Annotated in this window: 25 protein-coding genes; 8 read left to right on the top strand and 17 right to left on the bottom strand. The window is 48.2% G+C overall.

All coding sequences use genetic code 11. From position 1 onward, the window contains the following. The first annotated feature begins 61 nt into the window (after window positions 1–61). Complete coding sequence (locus ABUE20_RS02165; RefSeq protein ID WP_408618175.1) at window positions 62–541, top strand: helix-turn-helix domain-containing protein; 480 nt, start codon at window positions 62–64, stop codon at window positions 539–541. 20 nt (window positions 542–561) lie between these two features. On the opposite strand, the gene ABUE20_RS02160 is transcribed toward ABUE20_RS02165, so the two are convergent. The 3 genes from ABUE20_RS02160 to ABUE20_RS02150 all read right to left on the bottom strand — a co-directional run bounded on the left by ABUE20_RS02160 (window position 562) and on the right by ABUE20_RS02150 (window position 3,003). Further along, the gene (locus ABUE20_RS02160) at window positions 562–2,028 is read right to left on the bottom strand and encodes a KAP family P-loop NTPase fold protein (RefSeq protein ID WP_408618174.1); all 1,467 of its coding nucleotides are present in this window, start codon (window positions 2,026–2,028) and stop codon (window positions 562–564) included. Window positions 2,029–2,092: 64 nt separating this feature from the next. Then, window positions 2,093–2,248, bottom strand: a complete 156-nt coding sequence (locus ABUE20_RS02155) for a hypothetical protein (protein ID WP_408618173.1) — start codon at window positions 2,246–2,248, stop codon at window positions 2,093–2,095. A gap of 365 nt (window positions 2,249–2,613) precedes the next feature. Continuing rightward, complete coding sequence (locus ABUE20_RS02150; protein ID WP_408618172.1) at window positions 2,614–3,003, bottom strand: hypothetical protein; 390 nt, start codon at window positions 3,001–3,003, stop codon at window positions 2,614–2,616. Window positions 3,004–3,274: 271 nt separating this feature from the next. On the opposite strand from ABUE20_RS02150, the gene ABUE20_RS02145 reads away from it, so the two are divergent. The 5 genes from ABUE20_RS02145 (at window position 3,275) to ABUE20_RS02125 (ending at window position 5,442) form a co-directional block, all read left to right on the top strand. Next, window positions 3,275–4,141: a hypothetical protein gene (locus ABUE20_RS02145; protein ID WP_408618171.1), complete on the top strand. Its 867-nt coding sequence runs from the start codon at window positions 3,275–3,277 to the stop codon at window positions 4,139–4,141. Beyond that, window positions 4,134–4,433 carry a hypothetical protein gene (locus ABUE20_RS02140; RefSeq protein ID WP_408618170.1) on the top strand — a complete coding sequence of 100 codons (300 nt, stop codon included), beginning with the start codon at window positions 4,134–4,136 and terminating at the stop codon, window positions 4,431–4,433. The genes ABUE20_RS02145 and ABUE20_RS02140 overlap by 8 nt, the downstream gene beginning before the upstream one ends. Window positions 4,434–4,464: 31 nt before the next feature. After that, on the top strand, window positions 4,465–4,776 hold the full coding sequence (locus ABUE20_RS02135; protein WP_408618169.1) for a hypothetical protein: 312 nt from the start codon (window positions 4,465–4,467) through the stop codon (window positions 4,774–4,776). 125 nt (window positions 4,777–4,901) lie between these two features. Next, window positions 4,902–5,180 carry a type II toxin-antitoxin system RelB/DinJ family antitoxin gene (locus tag ABUE20_RS02130; RefSeq protein ID WP_408618168.1) on the top strand — a complete coding sequence of 93 codons (279 nt, stop codon included), beginning with the start codon at window positions 4,902–4,904 and terminating at the stop codon, window positions 5,178–5,180. Further along, window positions 5,173–5,442 (top strand): type II toxin-antitoxin system RelE/ParE family toxin, encoded by a 270-nt coding sequence (locus ABUE20_RS02125; protein WP_408618167.1) that lies wholly within the window; start codon window positions 5,173–5,175, stop codon window positions 5,440–5,442. Before ABUE20_RS02130 ends, ABUE20_RS02125 begins: the two co-directional genes overlap by 8 nt. On the opposite strand, the gene ABUE20_RS02120 is transcribed toward ABUE20_RS02125, so the two are convergent. The 14 genes from ABUE20_RS02120 to ABUE20_RS02055 all read right to left on the bottom strand — a co-directional run bounded on the left by ABUE20_RS02120 (window position 5,439) and on the right by ABUE20_RS02055 (window position 16,863). Next, window positions 5,439–6,617: a contractile injection system protein, VgrG/Pvc8 family gene (locus ABUE20_RS02120; RefSeq protein WP_408618166.1), complete on the bottom strand. Its 1,179-nt coding sequence runs from the start codon at window positions 6,615–6,617 to the stop codon at window positions 5,439–5,441. The genes ABUE20_RS02125 and ABUE20_RS02120 overlap by 4 nt on opposite strands. 8 nt (window positions 6,618–6,625) lie before the next feature. Further along, window positions 6,626–7,066 carry a phage tail protein gene (locus ABUE20_RS02115; protein ID WP_408618165.1) on the bottom strand — a complete coding sequence of 147 codons (441 nt, stop codon included), beginning with the start codon at window positions 7,064–7,066 and terminating at the stop codon, window positions 6,626–6,628. A 6-nt stretch (window positions 7,067–7,072) separates the two neighbouring features. Further along, complete coding sequence (locus ABUE20_RS02110; RefSeq protein ID WP_408618164.1) at window positions 7,073–9,613, bottom strand: phage tail tape measure protein; 2,541 nt, start codon at window positions 9,611–9,613, stop codon at window positions 7,073–7,075. Beyond that, window positions 9,603–9,725: a GpE family phage tail protein gene (locus ABUE20_RS02105; RefSeq protein ID WP_408618163.1), complete on the bottom strand. Its 123-nt coding sequence runs from the start codon at window positions 9,723–9,725 to the stop codon at window positions 9,603–9,605. The genes ABUE20_RS02110 and ABUE20_RS02105 overlap by 11 nt, the downstream gene beginning before the upstream one ends. A gap of 8 nt (window positions 9,726–9,733) precedes the next feature. Further along, window positions 9,734–10,030, bottom strand: a complete 297-nt coding sequence (locus tag ABUE20_RS02100; RefSeq protein ID WP_408618162.1) for a phage tail assembly protein — start codon at window positions 10,028–10,030, stop codon at window positions 9,734–9,736. A gap of 23 nt (window positions 10,031–10,053) precedes the next feature. Continuing rightward, window positions 10,054–10,569 (bottom strand): phage major tail tube protein, encoded by a 516-nt coding sequence (locus ABUE20_RS02095; RefSeq protein ID WP_408618161.1) that lies wholly within the window; start codon window positions 10,567–10,569, stop codon window positions 10,054–10,056. 9 nt (window positions 10,570–10,578) lie between these two features. Next, window positions 10,579–11,745 carry a phage tail sheath protein gene (locus ABUE20_RS02090; protein ID WP_408618160.1) on the bottom strand — a complete coding sequence of 389 codons (1,167 nt, stop codon included), beginning with the start codon at window positions 11,743–11,745 and terminating at the stop codon, window positions 10,579–10,581. Between the two features lie 345 nt (window positions 11,746–12,090). Then, window positions 12,091–12,456 (bottom strand): phage tail assembly chaperone, encoded by a 366-nt coding sequence (locus tag ABUE20_RS02085; RefSeq protein WP_408618159.1) that lies wholly within the window; start codon window positions 12,454–12,456, stop codon window positions 12,091–12,093. Next, window positions 12,456–14,099: a phage tail-collar fiber domain-containing protein gene (locus ABUE20_RS02080; RefSeq protein WP_408618158.1), complete on the bottom strand. Its 1,644-nt coding sequence runs from the start codon at window positions 14,097–14,099 to the stop codon at window positions 12,456–12,458. The genes ABUE20_RS02085 and ABUE20_RS02080 overlap by 1 nt, the downstream gene beginning before the upstream one ends. Beyond that, on the bottom strand, window positions 14,096–14,710 hold the full coding sequence (locus ABUE20_RS02075) for a phage tail protein I (protein WP_408618157.1): 615 nt from the start codon (window positions 14,708–14,710) through the stop codon (window positions 14,096–14,098). The genes ABUE20_RS02080 and ABUE20_RS02075 overlap by 4 nt, the downstream gene beginning before the upstream one ends. Next, window positions 14,707–15,606 carry a baseplate J/gp47 family protein gene (locus tag ABUE20_RS02070; RefSeq protein ID WP_408618156.1) on the bottom strand — a complete coding sequence of 300 codons (900 nt, stop codon included), beginning with the start codon at window positions 15,604–15,606 and terminating at the stop codon, window positions 14,707–14,709. The genes ABUE20_RS02075 and ABUE20_RS02070 overlap by 4 nt, the downstream gene beginning before the upstream one ends. Continuing rightward, window positions 15,603–15,956, bottom strand: a complete 354-nt coding sequence (locus ABUE20_RS02065) for a GPW/gp25 family protein (RefSeq protein WP_408618155.1) — start codon at window positions 15,954–15,956, stop codon at window positions 15,603–15,605. The genes ABUE20_RS02070 and ABUE20_RS02065 overlap by 4 nt, the downstream gene beginning before the upstream one ends. After that, a complete protein-coding gene (locus ABUE20_RS02060) occupies window positions 15,953–16,552 on the bottom strand; it encodes a phage baseplate assembly protein V (RefSeq protein WP_408618154.1) in 600 nt (199 codons plus the stop codon). Before ABUE20_RS02060 ends, ABUE20_RS02065 begins: the two co-directional genes overlap by 4 nt. Before the next feature lie 89 nt (window positions 16,553–16,641). Beyond that, complete coding sequence (locus tag ABUE20_RS02055; RefSeq protein WP_408618153.1) at window positions 16,642–16,863, bottom strand: TA system antitoxin ParD family protein; 222 nt, start codon at window positions 16,861–16,863, stop codon at window positions 16,642–16,644. 140 nt (window positions 16,864–17,003) lie between these two features. On the opposite strand from ABUE20_RS02055, the gene ABUE20_RS02050 reads away from it, so the two are divergent. Continuing rightward, on the top strand, window positions 17,004–17,993 hold the full coding sequence (locus ABUE20_RS02050) for a hypothetical protein (RefSeq protein ID WP_408618152.1): 990 nt from the start codon (window positions 17,004–17,006) through the stop codon (window positions 17,991–17,993). Between the two features lie 156 nt (window positions 17,994–18,149). Further along, window positions 18,150–19,409: a PIN domain-containing protein gene (locus ABUE20_RS02045; protein ID WP_408618151.1), complete on the top strand. Its 1,260-nt coding sequence runs from the start codon at window positions 18,150–18,152 to the stop codon at window positions 19,407–19,409. Window positions 19,410–19,426: the final 17 nt, after the last annotated feature.

The following is a 19,426-nucleotide window of genomic DNA, read 5'->3' as shown; positions in this document are numbered from 1 at the left end:
CCCTCTGTGGATGGGATAAACTGTACTCACTTTGAATACAACATAGATCCTCAAAACTAGTATGTCAACGGATAATACTAAATTTGTTTATGCCTCTGCTGTCGATGTTTTAGAACGTATGTCTTCGGTTTTAGGTACAAAAACGAGCAACGAACTCGCAACAGCTCTGGGATGCAGTCCTCAAGCTGTGAGTGGCTGGCGTTCGAGAAACAAAGTTCCATATTCAAATTGCGTAGAACTCTCTCTAAGAATGGGGATTTCGTTAGATTGGTTGCTGACAGGGTTAGGGCCGGTTCGTCGTTCCCCTGATGTAACTGCTGAATTGTTACCGGACAATCTTAATGCCTTTCCTGAAAGGGCTGATGAACTAAAGACTGCTCATCATAAACCGCTGACAGAGCTATCTGAGCATGAAAAAGAGTTGCTAGATGTCTACCGATCGCTCGATGATGCAGATCAGCAAGATGTGTATACCAACGCGCTGCACCGCAAAAGGTTGAGAGATCTTGAACAGCGGATGGATGATTTGGAAGGGAAGTAGCGGGCTAAGCCCGCTATAACTTAAGAATTAAAAAATTCCATATTTACTAATTTTCTAAGGGATGGTTGAAACCAATATTTTGAAATGTCTTTATGGTTATTGGCATCATCTAAACACTTTTTAAGATGATCGTGTAAAGGTGAAAGGTGCGTAGGAAAAGAATAATTATCTGATTTTGGTATTGAATATTTTGAATCATCTCCTTTTGGGCTATAGCAAGGATATCCTAGATCTAAAGTAAGATTGGGGTCTGGAGATATCAATTTTAAACATAATTCCAAAAAATTTTTCAATCTTAAATCCTTTAAAACATTTTTATCATTTTGAATCATCATTTCAATATTCAATGATGAATCTTTATCCAAAAGAATATGAGTTTTAACCAATTCGATTAATAAGATCGGATAACATATATAATTAGTTTTTCCATTTGATATAATTGTGTTCATAATTCTTATGAATATCTTTATTAAAGAGTTAACTTCCCTTAAGGATAATTTCAAAGATTCCATTATTGAAGATAAAACGACAATAAAAGAATATTCTTTTTCCTTGTTTTTATTATCTTTATTGTAACATAAAATTGGAAACATTTCGATATTATTCATTAATCTAAATAATTCTTGATAATTTGAATGGATGAAATCTTTTAAATTTATTCGTGGCAAAATTACACGTCTATCAAAGAAGCGTCTTAGATAAGTATCTGATTTAAATTCATTGCCGTAGATGGCTTTGATCGATGCACATAATTGTTCAGTATCGGTAGCAACAAGAAATACGAAATTCTTGGTGCTAAAGAAGTGCTTAATCACTTCAAGCATTTCGATGGCATAAGTGGGGCGACAACGGTCGAGCTCGTCGATTAAGACGATAACGGGTAATTCCGCATTATAGCCAGAAACAAGTTCATCGGATAACTTAGCCAGTTCAGTTCGAACATCTTTGATTGCATCAACTTGATTCTGGTGATTAGCGGATAGGCCATTAATGAGCGTTTCTGCATCTTTATCCGAGAGTTTTTCGACAAAATCGTCGAGTGCTGTTCCATCCCTAAAAATATGACCTGCAACTATTTTTGTTCCGACTATTGCCGAACCTTTTAGCAATTTACCCAGACATGATTTTACTTTTTTGGCCGTATCACTTTCCATGATTGATTCATTGAATTTTGATAACTGTGTCATCAATTCACTGGACACAACAGTCAATGGATCGTGTGAAAAATCGCTTTCCCAGGCATTGATATAAAGTACCGGATGGTTCTGGTCGAGAAAGTGGTTATACAGCCGTTTGAGGAACTCAGTTTTGCCTGTCCCCCAAGAACCGTTGAGATTCAGTACAAAACCATCTTTTTCACCTTTTAGGTAGTTGGCTAAAAACTCGCCGTATTTCCTGCGGCTAAAGCCTGTTTTGTCGTCGTTCGCAAATGTGCAACCTGCAAATTCTGAACGGTATTTTGCGTTTTCTTTGTTGAGTTCTGCCATTGTTTACCCATCTTTAAAAAAAGAGAAAGAGCCACTGGCAAGCAGTGGCTCTGAGTTACGAGGTTTAGTGTTTCTTCTTACGCACAAGGATTTTCCATGCGTGATACCCATATTCATGGGCATCTAACATCCGCTGGGATGAGCCTCGAACTTTGCGAAAACGACAGAAGATCCACTGATAGCCATCAGGGGCTGGATTGGTATTGATATGTTTAAGCATAACATGCTCCTACATTACCAGGCGCAGGAGAAATACCTTGATAAATATCGAATCCAATCCTAAAGTAGGCGGTGTGAACATTCGAAGTTACCAAGTTGATGATGCCCTGCGTACTCATCATCAGTTCTTCATCGAGAGGGATGGGGCCAACCATCCCTTCTCTTCAATTCCCTATACCTTGTGTTTTGATCTTACATAAACACTAGATATAGTGGTTATTTAAGATTGCAATATTATTGATATAGATCATTATTTAGACATCGATATTTGTTGCCATAATGTCAAGGCGTGATGATTTCCCCTACGGATTCATCATCCAAAAGCCCAGATGAGCGTCAAATTATCTGGGCTTTGTTTTATCTGGTTTATGGTAAAGCAGGTTCTTGAACGTGATCTGCCATCGGTTCTGCATCGCTGCTCAATAGCGCTTTGAGCTGCTCATATTTCTCCGGCGTTAACTTTCTAAAATTCTGCACCACATAGGCCGCTGCTTCTTGCGCTTGGCTATCTTCCGGTACCACCAATTCCAATACGCCATAGGTTTGCGCGGCGGACATATACAGATGCCGTTCCATCTCTGGTGGTGCTTTGTGGGCTTCAATGACAAGGCGGGCGAGGTTAGGGCGGATTTCGGTTCTGCCGGTTTCTAAATTATTCACGGTGGGGGTGGTAACGTTGGCATTTTTTGCCACTTCGCAGACGAGCATTTCCAGATCAATACGGGCTTTACGCAGTTCTTTTCCTAATGGTGTCATTTTCATTGCCTTTTATGTTTGATTGCCAATATCGCTAATCTAGATAAAAAACAACGAAACCACGGGTGGTTTTAGCTGTAGACCTAGAGCTTACAGATAAAGTTTCATTTGGAGTGGTTGGTCGGAATGGCGAGAGTGAATCAAAGCGCAGGATAGGTAACTATAGATAAATGAGTCATTTATCGGTACACTCCCTCTCATACTTAATGCTTAAACCTTATGGGTGATTTGTGTGGACCCATGTAAGGTCGAAAAAATAAGGATGTGTGTTGTGGCAGAAGTCGCTCCAGAAGATGTCGCTGAGGTTCAGGCTCATGCGAACGCTCTAATCATGCAAGCTCATACTACTATTCGTGAAGAGATTCCTGCGGGCTCTATTCAACATAGTTTTTTATTCTTTATTGAAAATGTTACAAATCAACTCATGCAACAATTTGCATATTATGGTCGTTTAACGAAAGAAAAAATTATTGAAATGTACGATTCGACAAAGGCTGCATTTGTTAACCATGAGTGGCGAAAAATTTTAGATGCTGTCTTCCAGGGAGGAACTGGTGTTTCTTCTGTGTATATGGGGCCAACAATTATAAGTTGGCTGGTAAAGCCTAGTGGTTTAATTGGGTTTCTTGGTGCCGGTGAACTCTTTGCCGATACAATAGCCGGTGGTGGGGCTGTGCTTTTTTCCCTTGAAGGGGCAGTTTTTGTAATTATGGTCGTTTTAATTATCGCTGCTGTTTTATTTATTATCGGACATGTTACTAATAATTTGCAGGAAACATATTATTTCTTCATCGATGGGGATAAGGAAACTCCCGGATATTTTAGAAAGTGGCATGAAGAACTATTCGGTAATATTTTAGGGGATAATATATATAATATTTCAGATTTGATCATGTCATGGAGGGGCTTAATGGCGATCAAGTATCTGGAGCCAGAACGGTTAGTTGAATCATGCGGTCTTACTATTCAACGACTACTCAATAAAACCGAACGAGCTTGGCGTAGTTTAAGTCAGTCAGCCTTTACTGCTGAACTTTTAGCTGATGCAGGTACAATAGAAAAGTATTTCGAAAAAGGAATTTCCTATGTAGAAGAGCATTTTCCTTGGAGCGATGATAAAGAGAAATCTCATGAATGAAAGTATATTAGCCATTAGTGTCGGCGTCATCGGATGTATCGTATTTTTATGGTGCTACTTCTTACGTAGTCAATATTTAAGATATGGAAAGCCGTTTAAGATTTTCTGTTGGGTCAATTGGATCTATTGGCTTTATGTCGATATTCGGATTTGGCAGGATGATTCACTTGCTTATCCTTATTCTCTGTTAGTGAAAGGGGAGTTATCGGATGGGTTTTATATCATCGTCGCTGCAATTGTGGGGATGGCAATCATGTCCCAAGGCCCGTGCTTTATCAAAAGGCGCCGATAAATGTACAGAGAGTAAATGAATAGAGTGTTATATGGCAGATATCTTGGTTGCTGTTGGCTTACTTATTTTTGAAATCGTACTGTTCTTTTGGTGTTGCTTTATTAAACGACGCTTTCTTAATCTAGGTTTTATTCTAAAAACGTTAAGTTGGATAAATTGGGTTTATTGGCTGATGTTTAACATGATTATTTGGCAGGATTTTAGATTTATCTTTCCATATGATTTAATCTCTGGCCGCGACCAAGCTGACGGTATTAGTGCTATGGTTGCTTTTATTTTCTCTTTTATTCTCTTTTTTCAAGGCCCAATTGCTGTTTATCTCAATAGGCGCCGACGATTTTAGTAAGCTTTTTAAAATGATGCAGAATACGGTTATTTCAATCGATATCGACCTGATAGGGATAGCAATGTTTTGTTGTTATTGTATGACATTGTTATACAATAGCTATCAAACCAATGGAGGTTGATATGAAAACTGAAATGCTATCTGCACGTTTAGATGCGCAGACTAAAGCCGCATTTACGCAAATTTGTGATGAAGTGGGACTCAGCCCTTCGCAGGCCATTAAATTATTTGCAAAAGCGGTGATTAACCACGGGGGTATCCCATTTGAGTTGAAAGCTCGTCAACCGAATGCAGAAACCATTGCCGCGATGCAAGAGCTGATAGAAGGTCAGGGAACGTCTGTTGGGTCTGCGGATGAACTCATCGCAGAGTTGAGCAAAGGGCAACTCCCGCATGTATAAGCTGGAGTATTCATCGCAATTTAAGAAAGATTTTAAAAAAGTGGTTCGTAAAGCCATCCCAGATGTTTTGGCTGTTGGCCACATCATTACTCTGATTCAACGTGGAGAAGCTATTCCCGCTCGTTGTGTTGATCATGTGTTATCGGGGAATTGGAATGGCTTTCGTGATTGCCATATTCAACCCGATTTGGTGCTGATTTATCGTATTGTGGATGATACGGTGCAACTGGCTCGTATCGGTTCGCATAGCGACCTCTTTTAACCCTTCAATTTTGTCCATTCTCTTCGGGCCGCGCGTTTGGCATTGGCTTCGTTGGCATATAAGTACGTCAAATGTTTGTAGTTCGGGCCCGCGCCGGCGGTGACGGATTTTTGCTGGTCGTGGTCATCTAAATACCAGGCGATGACGCCGCTATAGTGCTCGGTTTGGCTATCGACTAATGATTGTGGAATTTGGGTGGTGAGTGAGAGTTCGGTGGTGTAGGCGCTGGCACTGAAGTGATGGCGGATCTCATCGCCGAGCCAGATGATGGCGCTGATATCCGATTTAATTCCGTTTAACCGAAAGGTCATCTCTGGCAAGAGGTCGGCGCGGCCTTTGGCTAAGGTGTAGGTTAAGGTGGCACTGCCTTGCTGTAATCGTTGCCATTCTGCTCGAGCGGCGGCTAGGGCGCTTGGTTGGTCGGTGTAACTGTGGCGCAGCTCTTTGTAATCATCCCCGCGACCTGCAATGGCCTCTAACCGTTTGGCTTGGTCAGGGCGGTAGTAAAACGCTTTAACGCCGGTATAGCTGCCGCGTTTAGCCAACAGATAACGGTGCTGGTCGCCATCGCTGCGTTGTAAGGTGATAGTGGGCAAAACGGTGCCGCTGGCGGTGGTGCTTTCGCCTTGGGGCATAAACAGCAGATAGTTATTTTTGATGTTGGCGATGGCACCATAGTGGCGGCCAAGGCGGCTTAACAGGTTGGCATCGCTTTCGCTGGTTTGGTCCAAGTGGTCGATGACGATGCTGGCTAAGCGGGCGGTAATCGCCTGTTTCAGATTATAGCGTTGAGCCATCAGGCTTAAAATCGAGCCCAGGCTGACACCGTGCCAGCTCTGTTCTCGTTTGGTTTTAAAGGCGCCGCGCAGGTCGGCACTACGGGCGCTGATTTGCAGTTGATCGGGGGCGCCGCTATGTTCCACTTCATCCACAAAAAAGCTGCCTTTGTAGGTCAGGCCGCTATCACTCCAACCGAGCCAGAGCTTTAACGTCGCATTGGTGGGCGGAATCGCCAGTTGGCCATCTTGATCGGTTAACCGAACGGAGAGTGTATCGGCGGTGAGGTCGCGGTGGTCGGTGAGCTCTATGCTGATTAACCGGGCAGTGACGGCTTGGGTGATATCGCGGCCATCAACGGTGAGTCGACAAACGGGGTGCGGGTTGGACAGTGGCATGGGGCTCCTTAATTGACGATCATCGGCAGCAGTTGGCTGGCCTGAATGAAGCTGCCGACTAAGTCGGTGCGGTCGTCATCAATGCGCTGCAAGGTGAGGTCAAATTCGATATGGCGGGCGCTGCCGTTGCTGATAAAGACCCGTTTGGTTTCGGTCATATTCTCCAGTACATAGATGCCGTAAATGCGGCCCGCACCTTCAACTAACGGGTAGGCTTTGCCGGTGTTGCCTATCATCCGCAATACATCCAAACTGGCGGCACTGCCTTTAAAGGTGGGTAGCAAGGTGCCATTGAGGGTGATGGTATCGTCGCCTTTGCCCATAAACTGGCGCGCCGGATTGGTGCCAATGCGGTTGGTGGTGCCAAAACGCCACTGGGTTTGGTGGCGCAGTTCCTGATAGGCCAGCGTGGAAAGGGAAAACACAAAGCTACCAAAGGCCATCATCATGGTTGGTTACTCCTCATCATTTAGGCGGCTGCGCGATTGTGCGGCCAGTTGCTGCTGAAACAGGGCCAGCTGGCGCTGCACTTCACGGCCAATGGCTTGGCTGTCCATCCCCGGGGCGGCATGAATGTTCACTTCAAAATGGTTTTGCTGGGTGACGCTGCGGCTCGCACGTGGGCGCAGCGGGGCGCGCGTATCCAGCGTGGTCGACAGTCCGCCCGAAAGTTCCAGTTGCCCTTGTTGGCGGAGTTGGTTGGCAAAGTGGCGCAGGGTTTTAAGTGGCAGGTTGGTTTGGCGTTGTAAGCCTTGGTTATAGCCTTGCAGGGTATAAGCGCCGAGTTGAGCAAAGACGCGGCTGGGGGAGTGAATGCCGAGTTTTGCTTTAAACCAGCCGACGACTTTTGAGCCCATTTCGGTGATCTTGTCTTTGAGTTTGCCAAGCCCCAACCCGTTAATGAAACCATCGATGAGCATGCCTGCAAAGCCGGTAAAGTTTTTCGGCAAGTCGACGCCAAAGTAGCTCATGACACCGGCAAAGGCTTTGTAGAACAGCCCTAATGGGCTGAAGTTGAGGATGGCTTTTAAGATGCTGCCCAAGCCGCCATGAAAGGTGGCTTTGACGTTATCCCAAAGATTACCAAAGAACTTTTTAATCGGCTCCCAGTAGCGGTAGATCAAGTAGGCGGCCACGCCGATGGCGGTGATGGCGAGCCCTATCGGATTGGTGAGCATCAGTCGCCCGAGCCAGATGAAAGTTTTACCGAGCAACGGCAGGACGGAACCGGCTAAGCGGCCGAGTACTCTGCCGAACGTACCAAAGTGCAGGCCGACCATGTTGGCCATAAAGCGCAGGGTAAACAGTGGCCCCAGTAAGCTGGCGAGCGTGAGTGTGAGTGCGCCGCCAACGACCATCACGGTGGTGAGTATGGCGGCTAAGTTAAACAGCATTCCGGCTAAGCGCGGATTGGCGTTGATCCAACTTTTGATGGAGCGAACGATATCGGTAACGCGCTGGACGGTTTGCCGCAATGGGCCATCTTGCTGGGTTTCGATTTCAATCCCTAAATCTTGCCAGCTGCTGACTAAGGTTTTTATGTCGCCGCTGAGGTTGTTGGTCATCACCTGGGATACTTGCGCGGCGGTGCCCTGATAGTGGCTGACTTGATCAATGTATTTTTTGAGCCCACCCACTCCGGCCTGATGAATCAGTTCGGCCATACCCGCGGCGGGTTCTTCACCAAAAATAGTTTTTAAAATGCTCAGGCGTTGGCCATTGCCCATTTTTTGGGTCGCTTTGGCGACATCTTGCAAGACACTAGGAATGGCGCGAACCCGACCATTAGCATCGGTAGCGCTGATACCGAGCTTTTTCATCATTTTGCTGGCGCCTCCGGTAGGGGCCGAGAGCCGCAGTAACATGGAGCGTAGTGTGGTCCCGGCTTGGCTCGCTTGGATCCCGACGTTGCCGAGCAGCCCGGCCATACTGGCGGCTTGTTCCAAACTCATCCCGGCGGTGTTGGCGACAGGTGCCATGTATTTGAGCGTATCCCCCAGCATTTGCAGGTTGGTATTACTGGTGACGCTGACTTTGGTAAGAATATCGGCGACGTTGGTCATTTGCTTGGCGGGTAGGCTAAAACCGCTGAGAATGTTGGAGGAGATATCCGCAGTGGTGCCTAAATCCATATGTCCCGCTTGTGCCAAATTTAGCATGGATGGCATGGTTTGCTGAATGGCTTTGGGGTTAAAGCCCGCCATGGCTAAAAAGCCCTGGGCATTGGCGGCATCTACGGCGGTAAATTGGGTGGTGGCGCCGAGCTGTCGGGCTTGGCCGCGCAGGGCTTTGAGCTGGGCGCTGTTCCCGTCCAGCTGGGAGAGCGCCTGCACTCGGCTCATCGCCTCGCCAAAATCAATGCCCGGTTGCAAAAGCCGCGTGCCCGCATAGAGGTAGCTACTGCCGGTGGCCAGTGAGCCCGCGCCGTTGGCGGCCATGGTTCCGGCAAAGCGTTGGTTGCGGCGGTAGCGGTTTTGGTAAGAACTCATTTTCTTCTGCTGTTGGCCGAGTTGCTTGAGCCGGTTTTTCTGGCTGGTGATAGCGTTGTTGGTGCGGTTGATGTCATTGCGCAGGCGGCGTTCGTGGTCGCCAAGTGAGCGGGTATGTATTCCGGCATCATTCAGGGTTTTGCGCAGTTGTTGCAGCTTTTGTCGTTCCTCGCCGTACTGTGTTTTTAACTGGCTGGCGGCTCGCTGGGCGCGCTCAAAGTCCCGTATTTGGCTGCGCGTGGGCGAGCGGGTTTGGCGCATCGCTTCGGCTAATAGTTTGACCTTCTGCTGCGCTTGCTGAAATTGTTGCTCGGTGGCTTTGAGTTGCTGCGACTGACGGCGAAAGGCGCTGATGTTGTTCTGCGACTGGTTGAGCTGTTTAAGCACTTGCATATTGCGTTTGAGCTGCTTGGACAGCTTGTCAGAGCCTTGGGTGATCTTACGAATCGGCTTGAGCGCTTTATCGACTGCTTTGAGGATGATTTGGACTTTGAGATCATTCGCCATCGGTTTGCTCCCAACGCTCACGCGCTCGTTCTCGCCACGCCATGAGATCACTTAAAGAAAGCGGGTCCAGTTCGGATGGCCCCCAATGAAAAACCAGTGCTAAATCGGCCATCGCGTCTTCTACTCGTCGGGGAATTCCTGCAGACGCTTCGGCACTAAAAAAGAGCAGACCGTCGCGCCAATCTGCATGAGATCGGCCGGTGCCAGTTGGCGAACTTCCGGCTCGGTTAAGGTGGGCTGGGTGACGCGCGGCAACAGCCGCCCCATGGCGATCACATCCATCTGCATGATGTCGACCAGCGATAGGCCGCGTAGTTCGCCGGAGTTGGGTTTGCGCACGGTGATGGTGGTAATGGTTTGGTCGCCGCGGGTGAGCGGTTCATCGAGCTCAACGGGTTTTAAAATCGGTTCGTTCATGAAGACTCCTTAAAAGAAGGGGCTTATAGCCCCAAAGCGCTGCGAATATCGGCTAAGCGGTCATCGCCATTGACGGTGAACACCATGTTGACCTGGTCGATCTCGATGATGTCGCTGCCATCGATGGTGAGCTTGTAGTAGCTGCATGAGGTGGTGTATTTGTGCTCGGTATCGTCGCCCGGTTTGGCATCGCCCATGTCGATCTCTTTGTGAAAACCGCGGACGTTGATCTCAACGCTGACGATTTCGCCGGTATCATCCCGTTGCAAGGCGCCGTTAAAGCGCAGCGGAATGGCACCGGCCTGAGTTTGGCCAAACTGGCCGAGGGCCTGGGTATCCCAACCGCCGAGTGTCCACTCCAGCGAGATGGCATCATCCGATAGCCCCATATCCACATCGACCGGCCCGGGCATACCGCCGCCCCGATAGCTCTCGGTTTTAATCGAGAGTTTGGGTAGGGTGATGGAGGCGACGACGCCCATGTAGCTGTTGGCATCGTTGAACAGGTTAAAGTTTTTGAGTTTGCGCGGTAGAGCCATAACGATTCCTTAACTGCTGATCCGGCTGGAGAAGTCCGCCAGATAGGTGTCGGTGATCCGCTGGCGCAGCATTAAGTTTTCCAGCGGCGGAACGGGGGTGTAGTCATAGTCGATATACAGCTTGCCGGCTTTGAGGGTGTCCTCGGTATTGATGCTGTCGTCGTACCAGGCACTGCCGCCGAGCAGATAACCCAGCGAGACCCATTCCCGGAATTTGGCGTTGATACCTTCTAAGATGTCGCGCACCAGTGACGGATGCAGCGGTTTGTCGACCGCCCAGAAGTGAGCATCGGCCATGGTATCCATGATGATCTGCGCGGTGCGGGTGTAGTTTTCGAAGAAGAAGGTGTCTTCTTCACAGGTGCGTGAGCCCCAGAAGCGGAAACCATCGCGACGAATGAGCGTGGTGATGCCGTTCTGGTTGAGCAGGTCGGCATCGGTGCTGGTACTTTGCAAATCCCAATAGACATCTTTGCTGATGCCATCCACGCCGTTCACTTCAACATTTGACAGAGTTTTGTGCCAGCCGGTTTGTTCATCAATTTTGGCGCGCAGCCCCAGTGCTCGTGCGGTGGCGTAGGCGGTCACTTCGGCGCTGCTGGCGGTATCCCAACCGGTGAAGTCGGGCCAGAGCAACATCAGTTCACGCGCACCAAAGTTTTTGCGGTAATCGATGGCATCGCTGATGGTTTCGGCGCCGTTGCAGCTGGCGTAAGCAAAGCCGCGTAGTGACTGGGCAAGGCTAACGAGGGCGGCGGTGACGGGCTGCGTATCTAACCCCGGAGCGCCCAGAATCCGTGGCTTCACGCCCAGTTTGGCTTCGGCCGTGAGCAACGCTTGCAGGCCGGTGTATTGGCCGTTGGTATTGCCGCCGATGATGTTCGAGGTGGTTTCGTCGGTGGTTTCCCCTTCGGGAACGCGCACCACGACGGTGACGGGGCTGGCTTGATCGCTGATAGCATCCAGTGATTTAGCGAGCGTGCCTTTTTCACCGGCATTGCCGAGCGCACTTTTAACGTTGGTAAGTAGAACGGGTTTGTTGAGCGGAAAGACGTCTGCATCCGCATCATCCCCTGTGCATGCCATGCCGATAATGGCCGAGGAAACCGTGGTGATCACTCGGTTGCCCTCGTTAATTTCGGTGACACGCACGCCATGATGATAATCAGTTGGCATGAATAGCTCCTGCAGGAAGATTAATTCACTGGCACCTTGCCAAGGGGGCTCCTAATCGGCAGCTGGTTTTGGATGTAGTCAGTGGGGTTACAGTGCATCAACACGCTCGAGCAGAAATGAGCGAGAATTTTGAACTGAGTCATGGTTGCGAGCTTGCAGATTACGGGATTTTTCCCATACTCAAAGTAGACCGTAGGCGTGAGGGAGGGCTGAGTTGATAGACGAAATACAACAAAATGGTAATCCCTGTAAAACCTTGATGACAAGGTAATAGAACTGATGTTCCTTGATTGACGCACGAAAAAGAAGGGCTGCTATGATGCAGCCCTTCTTTTATGGAGTCGCTTATTTGCCGGTAAATTCGGCGGGTTGCTGCGGCCATGTCACATCAAACGGAAAGCCTGTTTGTTCCGGAACATTGCGCAGCGCTTCGCGATAGGTGCGCCAAGCGCTGGCATCTTCGCTTTTATCTTCCAAGCGGTTGATCTCGCGGCTGACGCGCTCGACGAGTTCGTCACGCTGAGAGCGGAGGGTGGCTGATTCAGTCGCGCGTTTTTGGGCCGCTGTGGGTGCAAGCGCTAATTTATAGGTGTCTTCTGATATCGATGCTAACGACACTTTCCATTTTGTTGCACATGAATCAATATAATCCTGATGAACATCATCATCGAATCCATACAATTTATTATTTTCATCTCTGAAATATTTCATTATCGTAACTCAGTCCATATTATCGTTGCTGCTGTATCATTCAAAACTAGTGAATATGTGTCGCCGGGTTGAATAATTGCTACAGAAGTTGCATTCGAATGACCACTGCTGTCATCAAATCGGGATACAACATATTCGTTATTTATCAATATGTATGATATTGAAAGAGCTGCATCGTTAAATATTGATACTAAACGTGGACGATCTGATGAATTTATATATTGTGTATTAGGTTTATACGTTGAACTCAAATCAACCCATGTCTGATTAAACCCTATAGATTTATTTCTGATTAAATCAACTACTTGAGAAATAGATAGTGCAGAAGGTGTTGTTTTGTCTGCCTGGGATATGTCATCAGGGCTGGGGATCGGCATCGACAAACTACACCATTGTTTTTTCCAATTCGACCAATTACTGTTTGGATTTCGGCGTTCAACGGTAATAAATTGGGATGAATCAGTCATACCCGTTACACGCTGTAATATAAAATCTCCTCCGTGATGAATGACTTCTAAATATCCCCAATCAGTTATTTCTTCCGGCCAATTCAATAATTGTTGTTTTTGTCCCGAGTACCAACCAGATAGCTTAATGTTGTTAACATCAGTCTCTTGAGCTAAAGTCAAGTTATAATTTGAACCAAATAATCCAAATTGGTCCATCGATAGTTTGAGTTGTTCAGCGCTCAAACTTCCCGTTCCCGTACCAGTTTTTGCTTGCTCATCATTAGCCTTTTTAATTCCCCCAATTTTACCTGCCGTGGCCTCTGGCAACCTTTCACTCGCCACGGTTCCTCTTTTCAAATTCCCTGCATCTTCGGCATAGTTTTTTGCATCACTAAGGGCTTGATTGGCTTTGGTTGTCGCATCGCTTTTAGCGCTGTTGAGGGCTGAGTTGGCGGCACTATCGGCATGACTGTTGGCACTTTTTAGTGTGGTTGCATCCTGCGTATCCGCATAGCTTTTAGCATCTACTAACGCCTGATTGGCCTTGGTGGTTGCATCGTTCGCCGCTGCGGTTTGAGCGGCATTGGCTTTTTTTGTCGCATCGGATTTAGCGGCGGTTTGGCCGGCTTTATCCTGAGCGTCGATGTAGGCTTTTAAATTATCATCTTGGCTATCGACATATGCTTTCAGCGAGTTGTGCTGGGTATCTACGTACTGGTGAACAATCAGCGCTTGGCCATCCACGTAATCGCGTGTTGCCAGCACCACGGCGGGGTCGATTTTTAGGGTGACAGCGCTGGTGTTGCTGACCGTGAGCACCATGCGGATACGTTGCACACGGCCGGAGCCTTCGGAGAGCATCGGCTTATAGGTGGGCGGGCAGTTGGCGATGGCCAGCATATCACCGTTGGTGTCGAATAACCCCAGCTCGCGGATCCAAAAGCCGCCTTGATTCTCGGGCACGACCAATTCGGCAATAATCTGGCTGGGGTTGTCGTCATCGACGCTCAGGCTATTGAGCGTGGCGCGGTATTGCTCATTCAGTAGTGCAGTTTGGCTCTCGTTCGGCGTGGGTGTTTCGCCATTGCCATCGCCAAGTGCCATTTGGGTAATCGCGACCGGTTGATCCAACGCGGTCGCGTTCGCCAGCTTGGCTTGGCCAATGGTGGTTAAAAGTGCAAAGTATGTGCTCATAAATCACCTTGCGGTTGAATGGTTAAGGTATCAATGTGGTGGCTGCTGCCGCCACTGTATTGCGGGCTGGCGGTGGTGACGCATTCCGGCATATAGGCATACACCGTGAGATCATCGCCGCAGTAACTCGCTACATGGGTATTGAATGCCCCGTCAACGGAGAGCGAGAGCATCAGCCCCTGCATCTGTCGGCTTAGCGGTTTGGTATCGTCAATCATCAGCTCGAGCAGTTGATAAAGCGCGTCGGTGATGCCTTGATCTTTCACGCCAATAACCAGCCGAAATGTGCCCGGTGTGGCATCTTCTTGCCACCATTCAATGACCTCTAATAGGAAACCGAGCGGTTCCACCACGCGCCGCAGCGCGGCAATGGTGCCTTTGTGGGCGTGGGTAAAATAGCTGTCGGCGAGGGTCTTACGTTTGGCGGATTCCTGCCAACGGGTATCCCAGCGGTCGACGCTGCGGGCCCAGGCTAAATAGGGCATTAGTTCGCTCGGACAATCGGCCGGACGATGAATGCTGCGGATGGGTACCTCAATGGCATTGAGATCTTGGCACAGCTGCGCCAAGCGGCGCTCTAAGGTTTCGGCATTGGGCGGCAGTAAGCTCATGCAGCCACCTCAATTTGGATATCGGTGCAATAGCCACATTGCGCCGGCGTGGGGACGATGTCCTGCCAGTTTTGCAACGTGACTTTGGCCACGCCTTCCACATGCAGCGCCGCGTAAATCGCGGAAGCGGCTACTTCAACGCCCAGTCGGCGGCGTTGATTGACGATGTTTTGCAGGTTTTGCGTGGCCGCATCGACAATCAGCGAGCTTTCCGCGCCGGTAGTGGCTAGCTCTAACGTGGCCTGAACCGAGTAGGAGAGTATTTGTGCCGATTGCACGGTAAGGCGATCCCCCAACGGTCGGCGTTCCTCATCGCTTAAATAGTGACGCACGGTTTCGAGCAGATCATCCGGTGCGGTGCCCGGTTCGGTGGTGGATTGAATGGTTACCGTAACCGCTGCCGGTGACGGGCTAACGGCGGTGGCATCAGCCACTTGGCCGGCAGCATTACGGGCGTGAAAGATGTAACTATTGCGCGGCCCAGCGGTCGAAAGCCCTTCCCACGCCATTTGGATGCGCTCGCGCAGCGCCTCGTCACTTTCCAGCTGCGCTTCGGTGGTGTTGGTGGCTTGGGTGATCACCAACCGTTGCAAGTTCACATCCGCCGCTTTCTGGTCCAAGTCATTGCCTGCGGCAAACGCCAGCATGGTGGCCTGAGCCGCTTCATTCACCCGTTGGCGCAGCAGCATCTCACGGTAACTCAGTAGCTCCAGCAACTTCGTGAGGGGCTCCGATTCCAGCGCTAAGGTATCGGCCACCTCGGCTTGCTCATCATCCGGATAGAGGCTGATGAGATAATCTTTGTTGTTGGCCAGCAGCGTTTCATAGTCGATTGCTTCGATGACGTTGGGCGTTGGCAGAGCGGAGAGGTCGATAGGGGTAAAGGTACTACTCATGCCGCAGCTCCTAAGCGCACGGGGATGCGCAAGTTGGTTGAGGCGTTGGTATCGGTGCGCGTTCCGGTGATTTCGACGATGTATTGCCCCGGTGACGCGTCGCTACGTAAATTTAATTGCGAAATTCGCATGCGTGGCTCCCATTTCAACAGAGCGGACGCAATAGCGGAGTAGATGAGCACGGTAGTGGCCTCGTTCGCCGGTGCATCAATCAAATCGAGCAACTGGCTGCCGTAGTCACGGCGCATTAACCGCGAACCGACGGGCGTATTCAAAATATCGGTGATGGATTGGCGCAGGTGATCATCGCCAGTTAAGGTGCGGCCGCTTGCCGCGGACATGCCGATCATTTCACGGGCTCCCCTGAGGTATCGCTGCCGGAGCGCACGCCGGTATGGTGGTGATGTAGCAGGCTGACGCTCTGCGCTTTAACGTCGTTATCCGCGCTGATGGTTTGCTGTGAGTGAATGGCTCCGGAGGATTCCATCTGCCCCACGGTTGAAAGATTTCCTTGAATGGTGACATTGCCGGTGAGCAGAAAGCCGCCGGATGCTGTGGCGGTGACCGTGCCGCCCGCCGGCAGCGTGGCCGTAAGCGCATGTTTGGCCGTGTCGTAGTCGATGATGGCGCCGTCACGATACTGGCGGCGATGAACCGTGGGTGAAGTCGATGGTGCAGGGCGCTGCTGGCTAAACAAAGAGGCCACAATCACACCCTGTTCCAACGTACCGCAGGGGCAAAGGATAATGACCTGTTCGCCCACCTCATATGGGTCATGCTCGCCATCTTGGCCCGCACGAACACTCGCCAGCGGTAGCCAATTGGTGAGTAAATTGCCGCAGCGAACCCGCGCACAAGGGAAATCCGCACGCTCAAAATTTAGTTGGTCGATGACGCCAAGGCGGATGAGGTTATCCAGCCGACGATTGATATCTGCAATGTTCATAACCCGAACGCTAAAGAGGGGCGTTCGGTTCGTCAGCTAACAATGGGTGTAGGCGATAGGTTTACAGAAACGAGAAAAATGCGAGCCGGTTATTCGAAAGTGTAAGCCGTGGATTCCCCCGCTTGCTTCTCATCGTGGGCCATGATGGCTTGTTGTACAAACGCATAAGGGAGATCGGGATTGTCTTCCATCATTTGACCAATCTGGGCCCAGTGTTCAATCTGTTGGGATGGTGTGCGTTGGGTCGCTTTTGCGGCGGCTGTTGCTTTGTCGACCAGTGATTGCGCGATCTGAATCGTTGCTGTTTTCATGATATTCCCTCTGTTTGAGTGACTGTAGCGAATCGGCTTAAGGGATGCAATTCGGTTTAGACTCAGCCTCTTTTATTATTGATAAAAAGATCGATTAAGCGTAATTTTTACCGATTTGATAAGAAAATAATGGAATATGTATGGATACAATATCGATTGGTAATGAAGAGGATGCGCTTAATCTATTAAAACAACTCATTGATGGCTATGAAATTGAGCATATTGAAAATATAGAGCTAAAATCATGGCCAAAATTTGTGATTCATATTCAGGGTGAAGATTTTAAGGGAACCATCCCGACGCGTATCATGCCAGCACTATTGAACCTTCAAAAAGAGGTTCATAAAGTATACTGTATTAGTAATTACGGCGATGATAACCTTCGCCACCTGACGAAAGACGATCGGGAAAAACTGGAACTCGTCGTTAAGGTCAATGACGGCTCCTCGATTTTCGAAACATTACTTCAGGATCCAATTCTCAAAACATTGCAGGATGCCGTAGGTAAAATGACTCCATCAGAGATTACACTTGTGTTGATTGTTTTCGGGGTTTGCGCAACCAGCGTGGTTTTTTGGCGGTCATGGCTCGCACAGAAAGGGAAAGAAAAAGAGCTGGAGCAAACCATTGAGCTGTCACAGCTTGAGAAAGAGAAAATGGAAATTGTGCAGAGAGCCGCGAAACACAATCCCGCATGTGATCTGATTATGCAAGGCCTTGGCGATTTAAGATCCGACATCCTCACGAAGTTACGCCCGCAGGACAAATTAGAAGTTTCTGCGGACACCGCCGATGAAAACCTTCCAAGCTTTATGATTACCGGTGACACCGCCAATGAGCTGGTGAGTAAACCGCGAGAAAAAGCCGTTGAGCGGAAAATTGAAGGGGAATACTTCCTAAGAGCTGCTGATTTTTCAAAAATAGACCACGTGCGTTTAGATGTTGAAGATATCAAGACCGGCTACCAGTTTCATGCTGATGTTCCCTTAGGTGTGCTGGGGGCTGACCAAGAAGAGGCATTAAAAGATCATAGTTGGGAACGACATCCGATTCAATTAGCCATGCTTGTCAAAGAACGGCATGGTTATTACTCTTCGGCCAAAGTTATCTCAGTGGCATTAAAATCCTAAACCCCAGCGGTGTGGTCGGGGTTATCTCGCCCCAACTGCATCGCTCTTTCCTTTGCGCTACCTCAAAACATCCCCAGTTTAAGCCATTTGTGTTATTGATGGTTGAGTTAGTTTGAGCTAAGTTGTTCTCATCATTTCGCCATGAAAGGCTCGTTCGTGAAAGACCTTTTCCCCGGATACTTTCCCAAAACCGGAGCAGAGCTGGAAGCTCTGTGGAAATCAAACGATACGCTGTTTGTTTTTGATACCAATATCTTATTGGGCCTCTATCGATACACGTCTGCGACGAAAGACGCTTTCCTTACCACACTGGATAAGATTAAAGATCAAGTCTGGTTGCCTTATCAAATTGCTGAAGAGTATCTGCGCAATCGTGCTGGTGTTATCCATGAAGAAGCAGGAAGTTATTCAACGCTGCTCAAACAGCTTGATGACGTCAAAAAGTCACTCAATAACCAACGAAAAAATCCATTCATTGCGGATAAAACGCTTAAACAAGCGAATAAACTATTTGAGCAGTTAGAAAAAGAGTTAGATGAGGGGAAAAAGGCATTTACTGAACGCTACCATGCTGACTCGATTTTGGAACAAATCAGCACATTATTTGATGGCAAAATTGGCCAAAATTATACTGACGAACAAATTACGGAAGTAATTAATGCGGGAACTGACCGCTATAACCGTAAAGTGCCACCGGGATTTGAAGATCAAGCGAAGCTGAATGGGGCGCAGACTGACAAAGAAAAACTAGATGCATTGGGGGATTATGTTCTTTGGCGGCAGATCATTGAGTATGCAAAGGACAAGCAGAAAAATGTGGTGCTAGTGACCGATGATGTGAAACAAGATTGGTGGAGCAAGACGAAGAATATTGACCGTAACTTTGGTCCCCGTAGTGAGCTTATTCTTGAGTTTAGGGCCGCTGTTCCAGAACACGATGTCTATATCTGTCAGTCGACTAAATTTTTACAATTAGCCAAAGAGTATTTGGATACCAAGATTGAAGACGATGTTATTTTAGAAGTCGAATCCACTAGTGGTATTAATTTTCAAGAGGGAAAAACAATAGAACTAAATCCATATTTTTATGCTTTCGATAGTCAAGAACAACAGGTATTGCGGGCGGATTTTGAAGATGAACTTGATAGTGATATTTTAGTAGATAGCATTAAAAGCAATATATTCTCGGTAGAGTGCGAAATCAAGGGACTAGAAATTGAGAAGAAAAAATTGTTTCATCGTATAAATAATAATGATGGCCTTTCCTCCTCAAGAATGCACTATCTTAAAAGTCGAGTTGAGGAAATTGATAGAGAAATATCAATTAAGACTAACCAACTTAAGGCATTTAAAGAGTCATACGATGAATATACCGAGAAGAAATACTTTGAATGGATGAGAACTAAAACTAACTAGAGCAGCTTGCGCTGCTC

Origin of the sequence: Celerinatantimonas marina (assembly GCF_046054165.1) — a bacterium.
Taxonomy (GTDB): Bacteria; Pseudomonadota; Gammaproteobacteria; order Enterobacterales; family Celerinatantimonadaceae; genus Celerinatantimonas.
Note: the sequence above shows the minus strand (reverse complement) of the source record. Positions and strands in the feature narration are given on the sequence as shown.

Coding starts and splice junctions, on each gene's coding strand:
- ABUE20_RS02165 (WP_408618175.1), top strand. CDS start 62: ATGTCAACGGATAATACTAAATTTGTTTATGCCTCTGCTGTCGATGTT.
- ABUE20_RS02160 (WP_408618174.1), bottom strand. CDS start 2,028: ATGGCAGAACTCAACAAAGAAAACGCAAAATACCGTTCAGAATTTGCA.
- ABUE20_RS02155 (WP_408618173.1), bottom strand. CDS start 2,248: ATGCTTAAACATATCAATACCAATCCAGCCCCTGATGGCTATCAGTGG.
- ABUE20_RS02150 (WP_408618172.1), bottom strand. CDS start 3,003: ATGACACCATTAGGAAAAGAACTGCGTAAAGCCCGTATTGATCTGGAA.
- ABUE20_RS02140 (WP_408618170.1), top strand. CDS start 4,134: ATGAATGAAAGTATATTAGCCATTAGTGTCGGCGTCATCGGATGTATC.
- ABUE20_RS02135 (WP_408618169.1), top strand. CDS start 4,465: ATGGCAGATATCTTGGTTGCTGTTGGCTTACTTATTTTTGAAATCGTA.
- ABUE20_RS02130 (WP_408618168.1), top strand. CDS start 4,902: ATGAAAACTGAAATGCTATCTGCACGTTTAGATGCGCAGACTAAAGCC.
- ABUE20_RS02125 (WP_408618167.1), top strand. CDS start 5,173: ATGTATAAGCTGGAGTATTCATCGCAATTTAAGAAAGATTTTAAAAAA.
- ABUE20_RS02120 (WP_408618166.1), bottom strand. CDS start 6,617: ATGCCACTGTCCAACCCGCACCCCGTTTGTCGACTCACCGTTGATGGC.
- ABUE20_RS02115 (WP_408618165.1), bottom strand. CDS start 7,066: ATGATGATGGCCTTTGGTAGCTTTGTGTTTTCCCTTTCCACGCTGGCC.
- ABUE20_RS02110 (WP_408618164.1), bottom strand. CDS start 9,613: ATGGCGAATGATCTCAAAGTCCAAATCATCCTCAAAGCAGTCGATAAA.
- ABUE20_RS02105 (WP_408618163.1), bottom strand. CDS start 9,725: ATGGCCGATTTAGCACTGGTTTTTCATTGGGGGCCATCCGAACTGGAC.
- ABUE20_RS02100 (WP_408618162.1), bottom strand. CDS start 10,030: ATGAACGAACCGATTTTAAAACCCGTTGAGCTCGATGAACCGCTCACC.
- ABUE20_RS02095 (WP_408618161.1), bottom strand. CDS start 10,569: ATGGCTCTACCGCGCAAACTCAAAAACTTTAACCTGTTCAACGATGCC.
- ABUE20_RS02090 (WP_408618160.1), bottom strand. CDS start 11,745: ATGCCAACTGATTATCATCATGGCGTGCGTGTCACCGAAATTAACGAG.
- ABUE20_RS02085 (WP_408618159.1), bottom strand. CDS start 12,456: ATGAAATATTTCAGAGATGAAAATAATAAATTGTATGGATTCGATGAT.
- ABUE20_RS02080 (WP_408618158.1), bottom strand. CDS start 14,099: ATGAGCACATACTTTGCACTTTTAACCACCATTGGCCAAGCCAAGCTG.
- ABUE20_RS02075 (WP_408618157.1), bottom strand. CDS start 14,710: ATGAGCTTACTGCCGCCCAATGCCGAAACCTTAGAGCGCCGCTTGGCG.
- ABUE20_RS02070 (WP_408618156.1), bottom strand. CDS start 15,606: ATGAGTAGTACCTTTACCCCTATCGACCTCTCCGCTCTGCCAACGCCC.
- ABUE20_RS02065 (WP_408618155.1), bottom strand. CDS start 15,956: ATGATCGGCATGTCCGCGGCAAGCGGCCGCACCTTAACTGGCGATGAT.
- ABUE20_RS02060 (WP_408618154.1), bottom strand. CDS start 16,552: ATGAACATTGCAGATATCAATCGTCGGCTGGATAACCTCATCCGCCTT.
- ABUE20_RS02055 (WP_408618153.1), bottom strand. CDS start 16,863: ATGAAAACAGCAACGATTCAGATCGCGCAATCACTGGTCGACAAAGCA.
- ABUE20_RS02050 (WP_408618152.1), top strand. CDS start 17,004: ATGGATACAATATCGATTGGTAATGAAGAGGATGCGCTTAATCTATTA.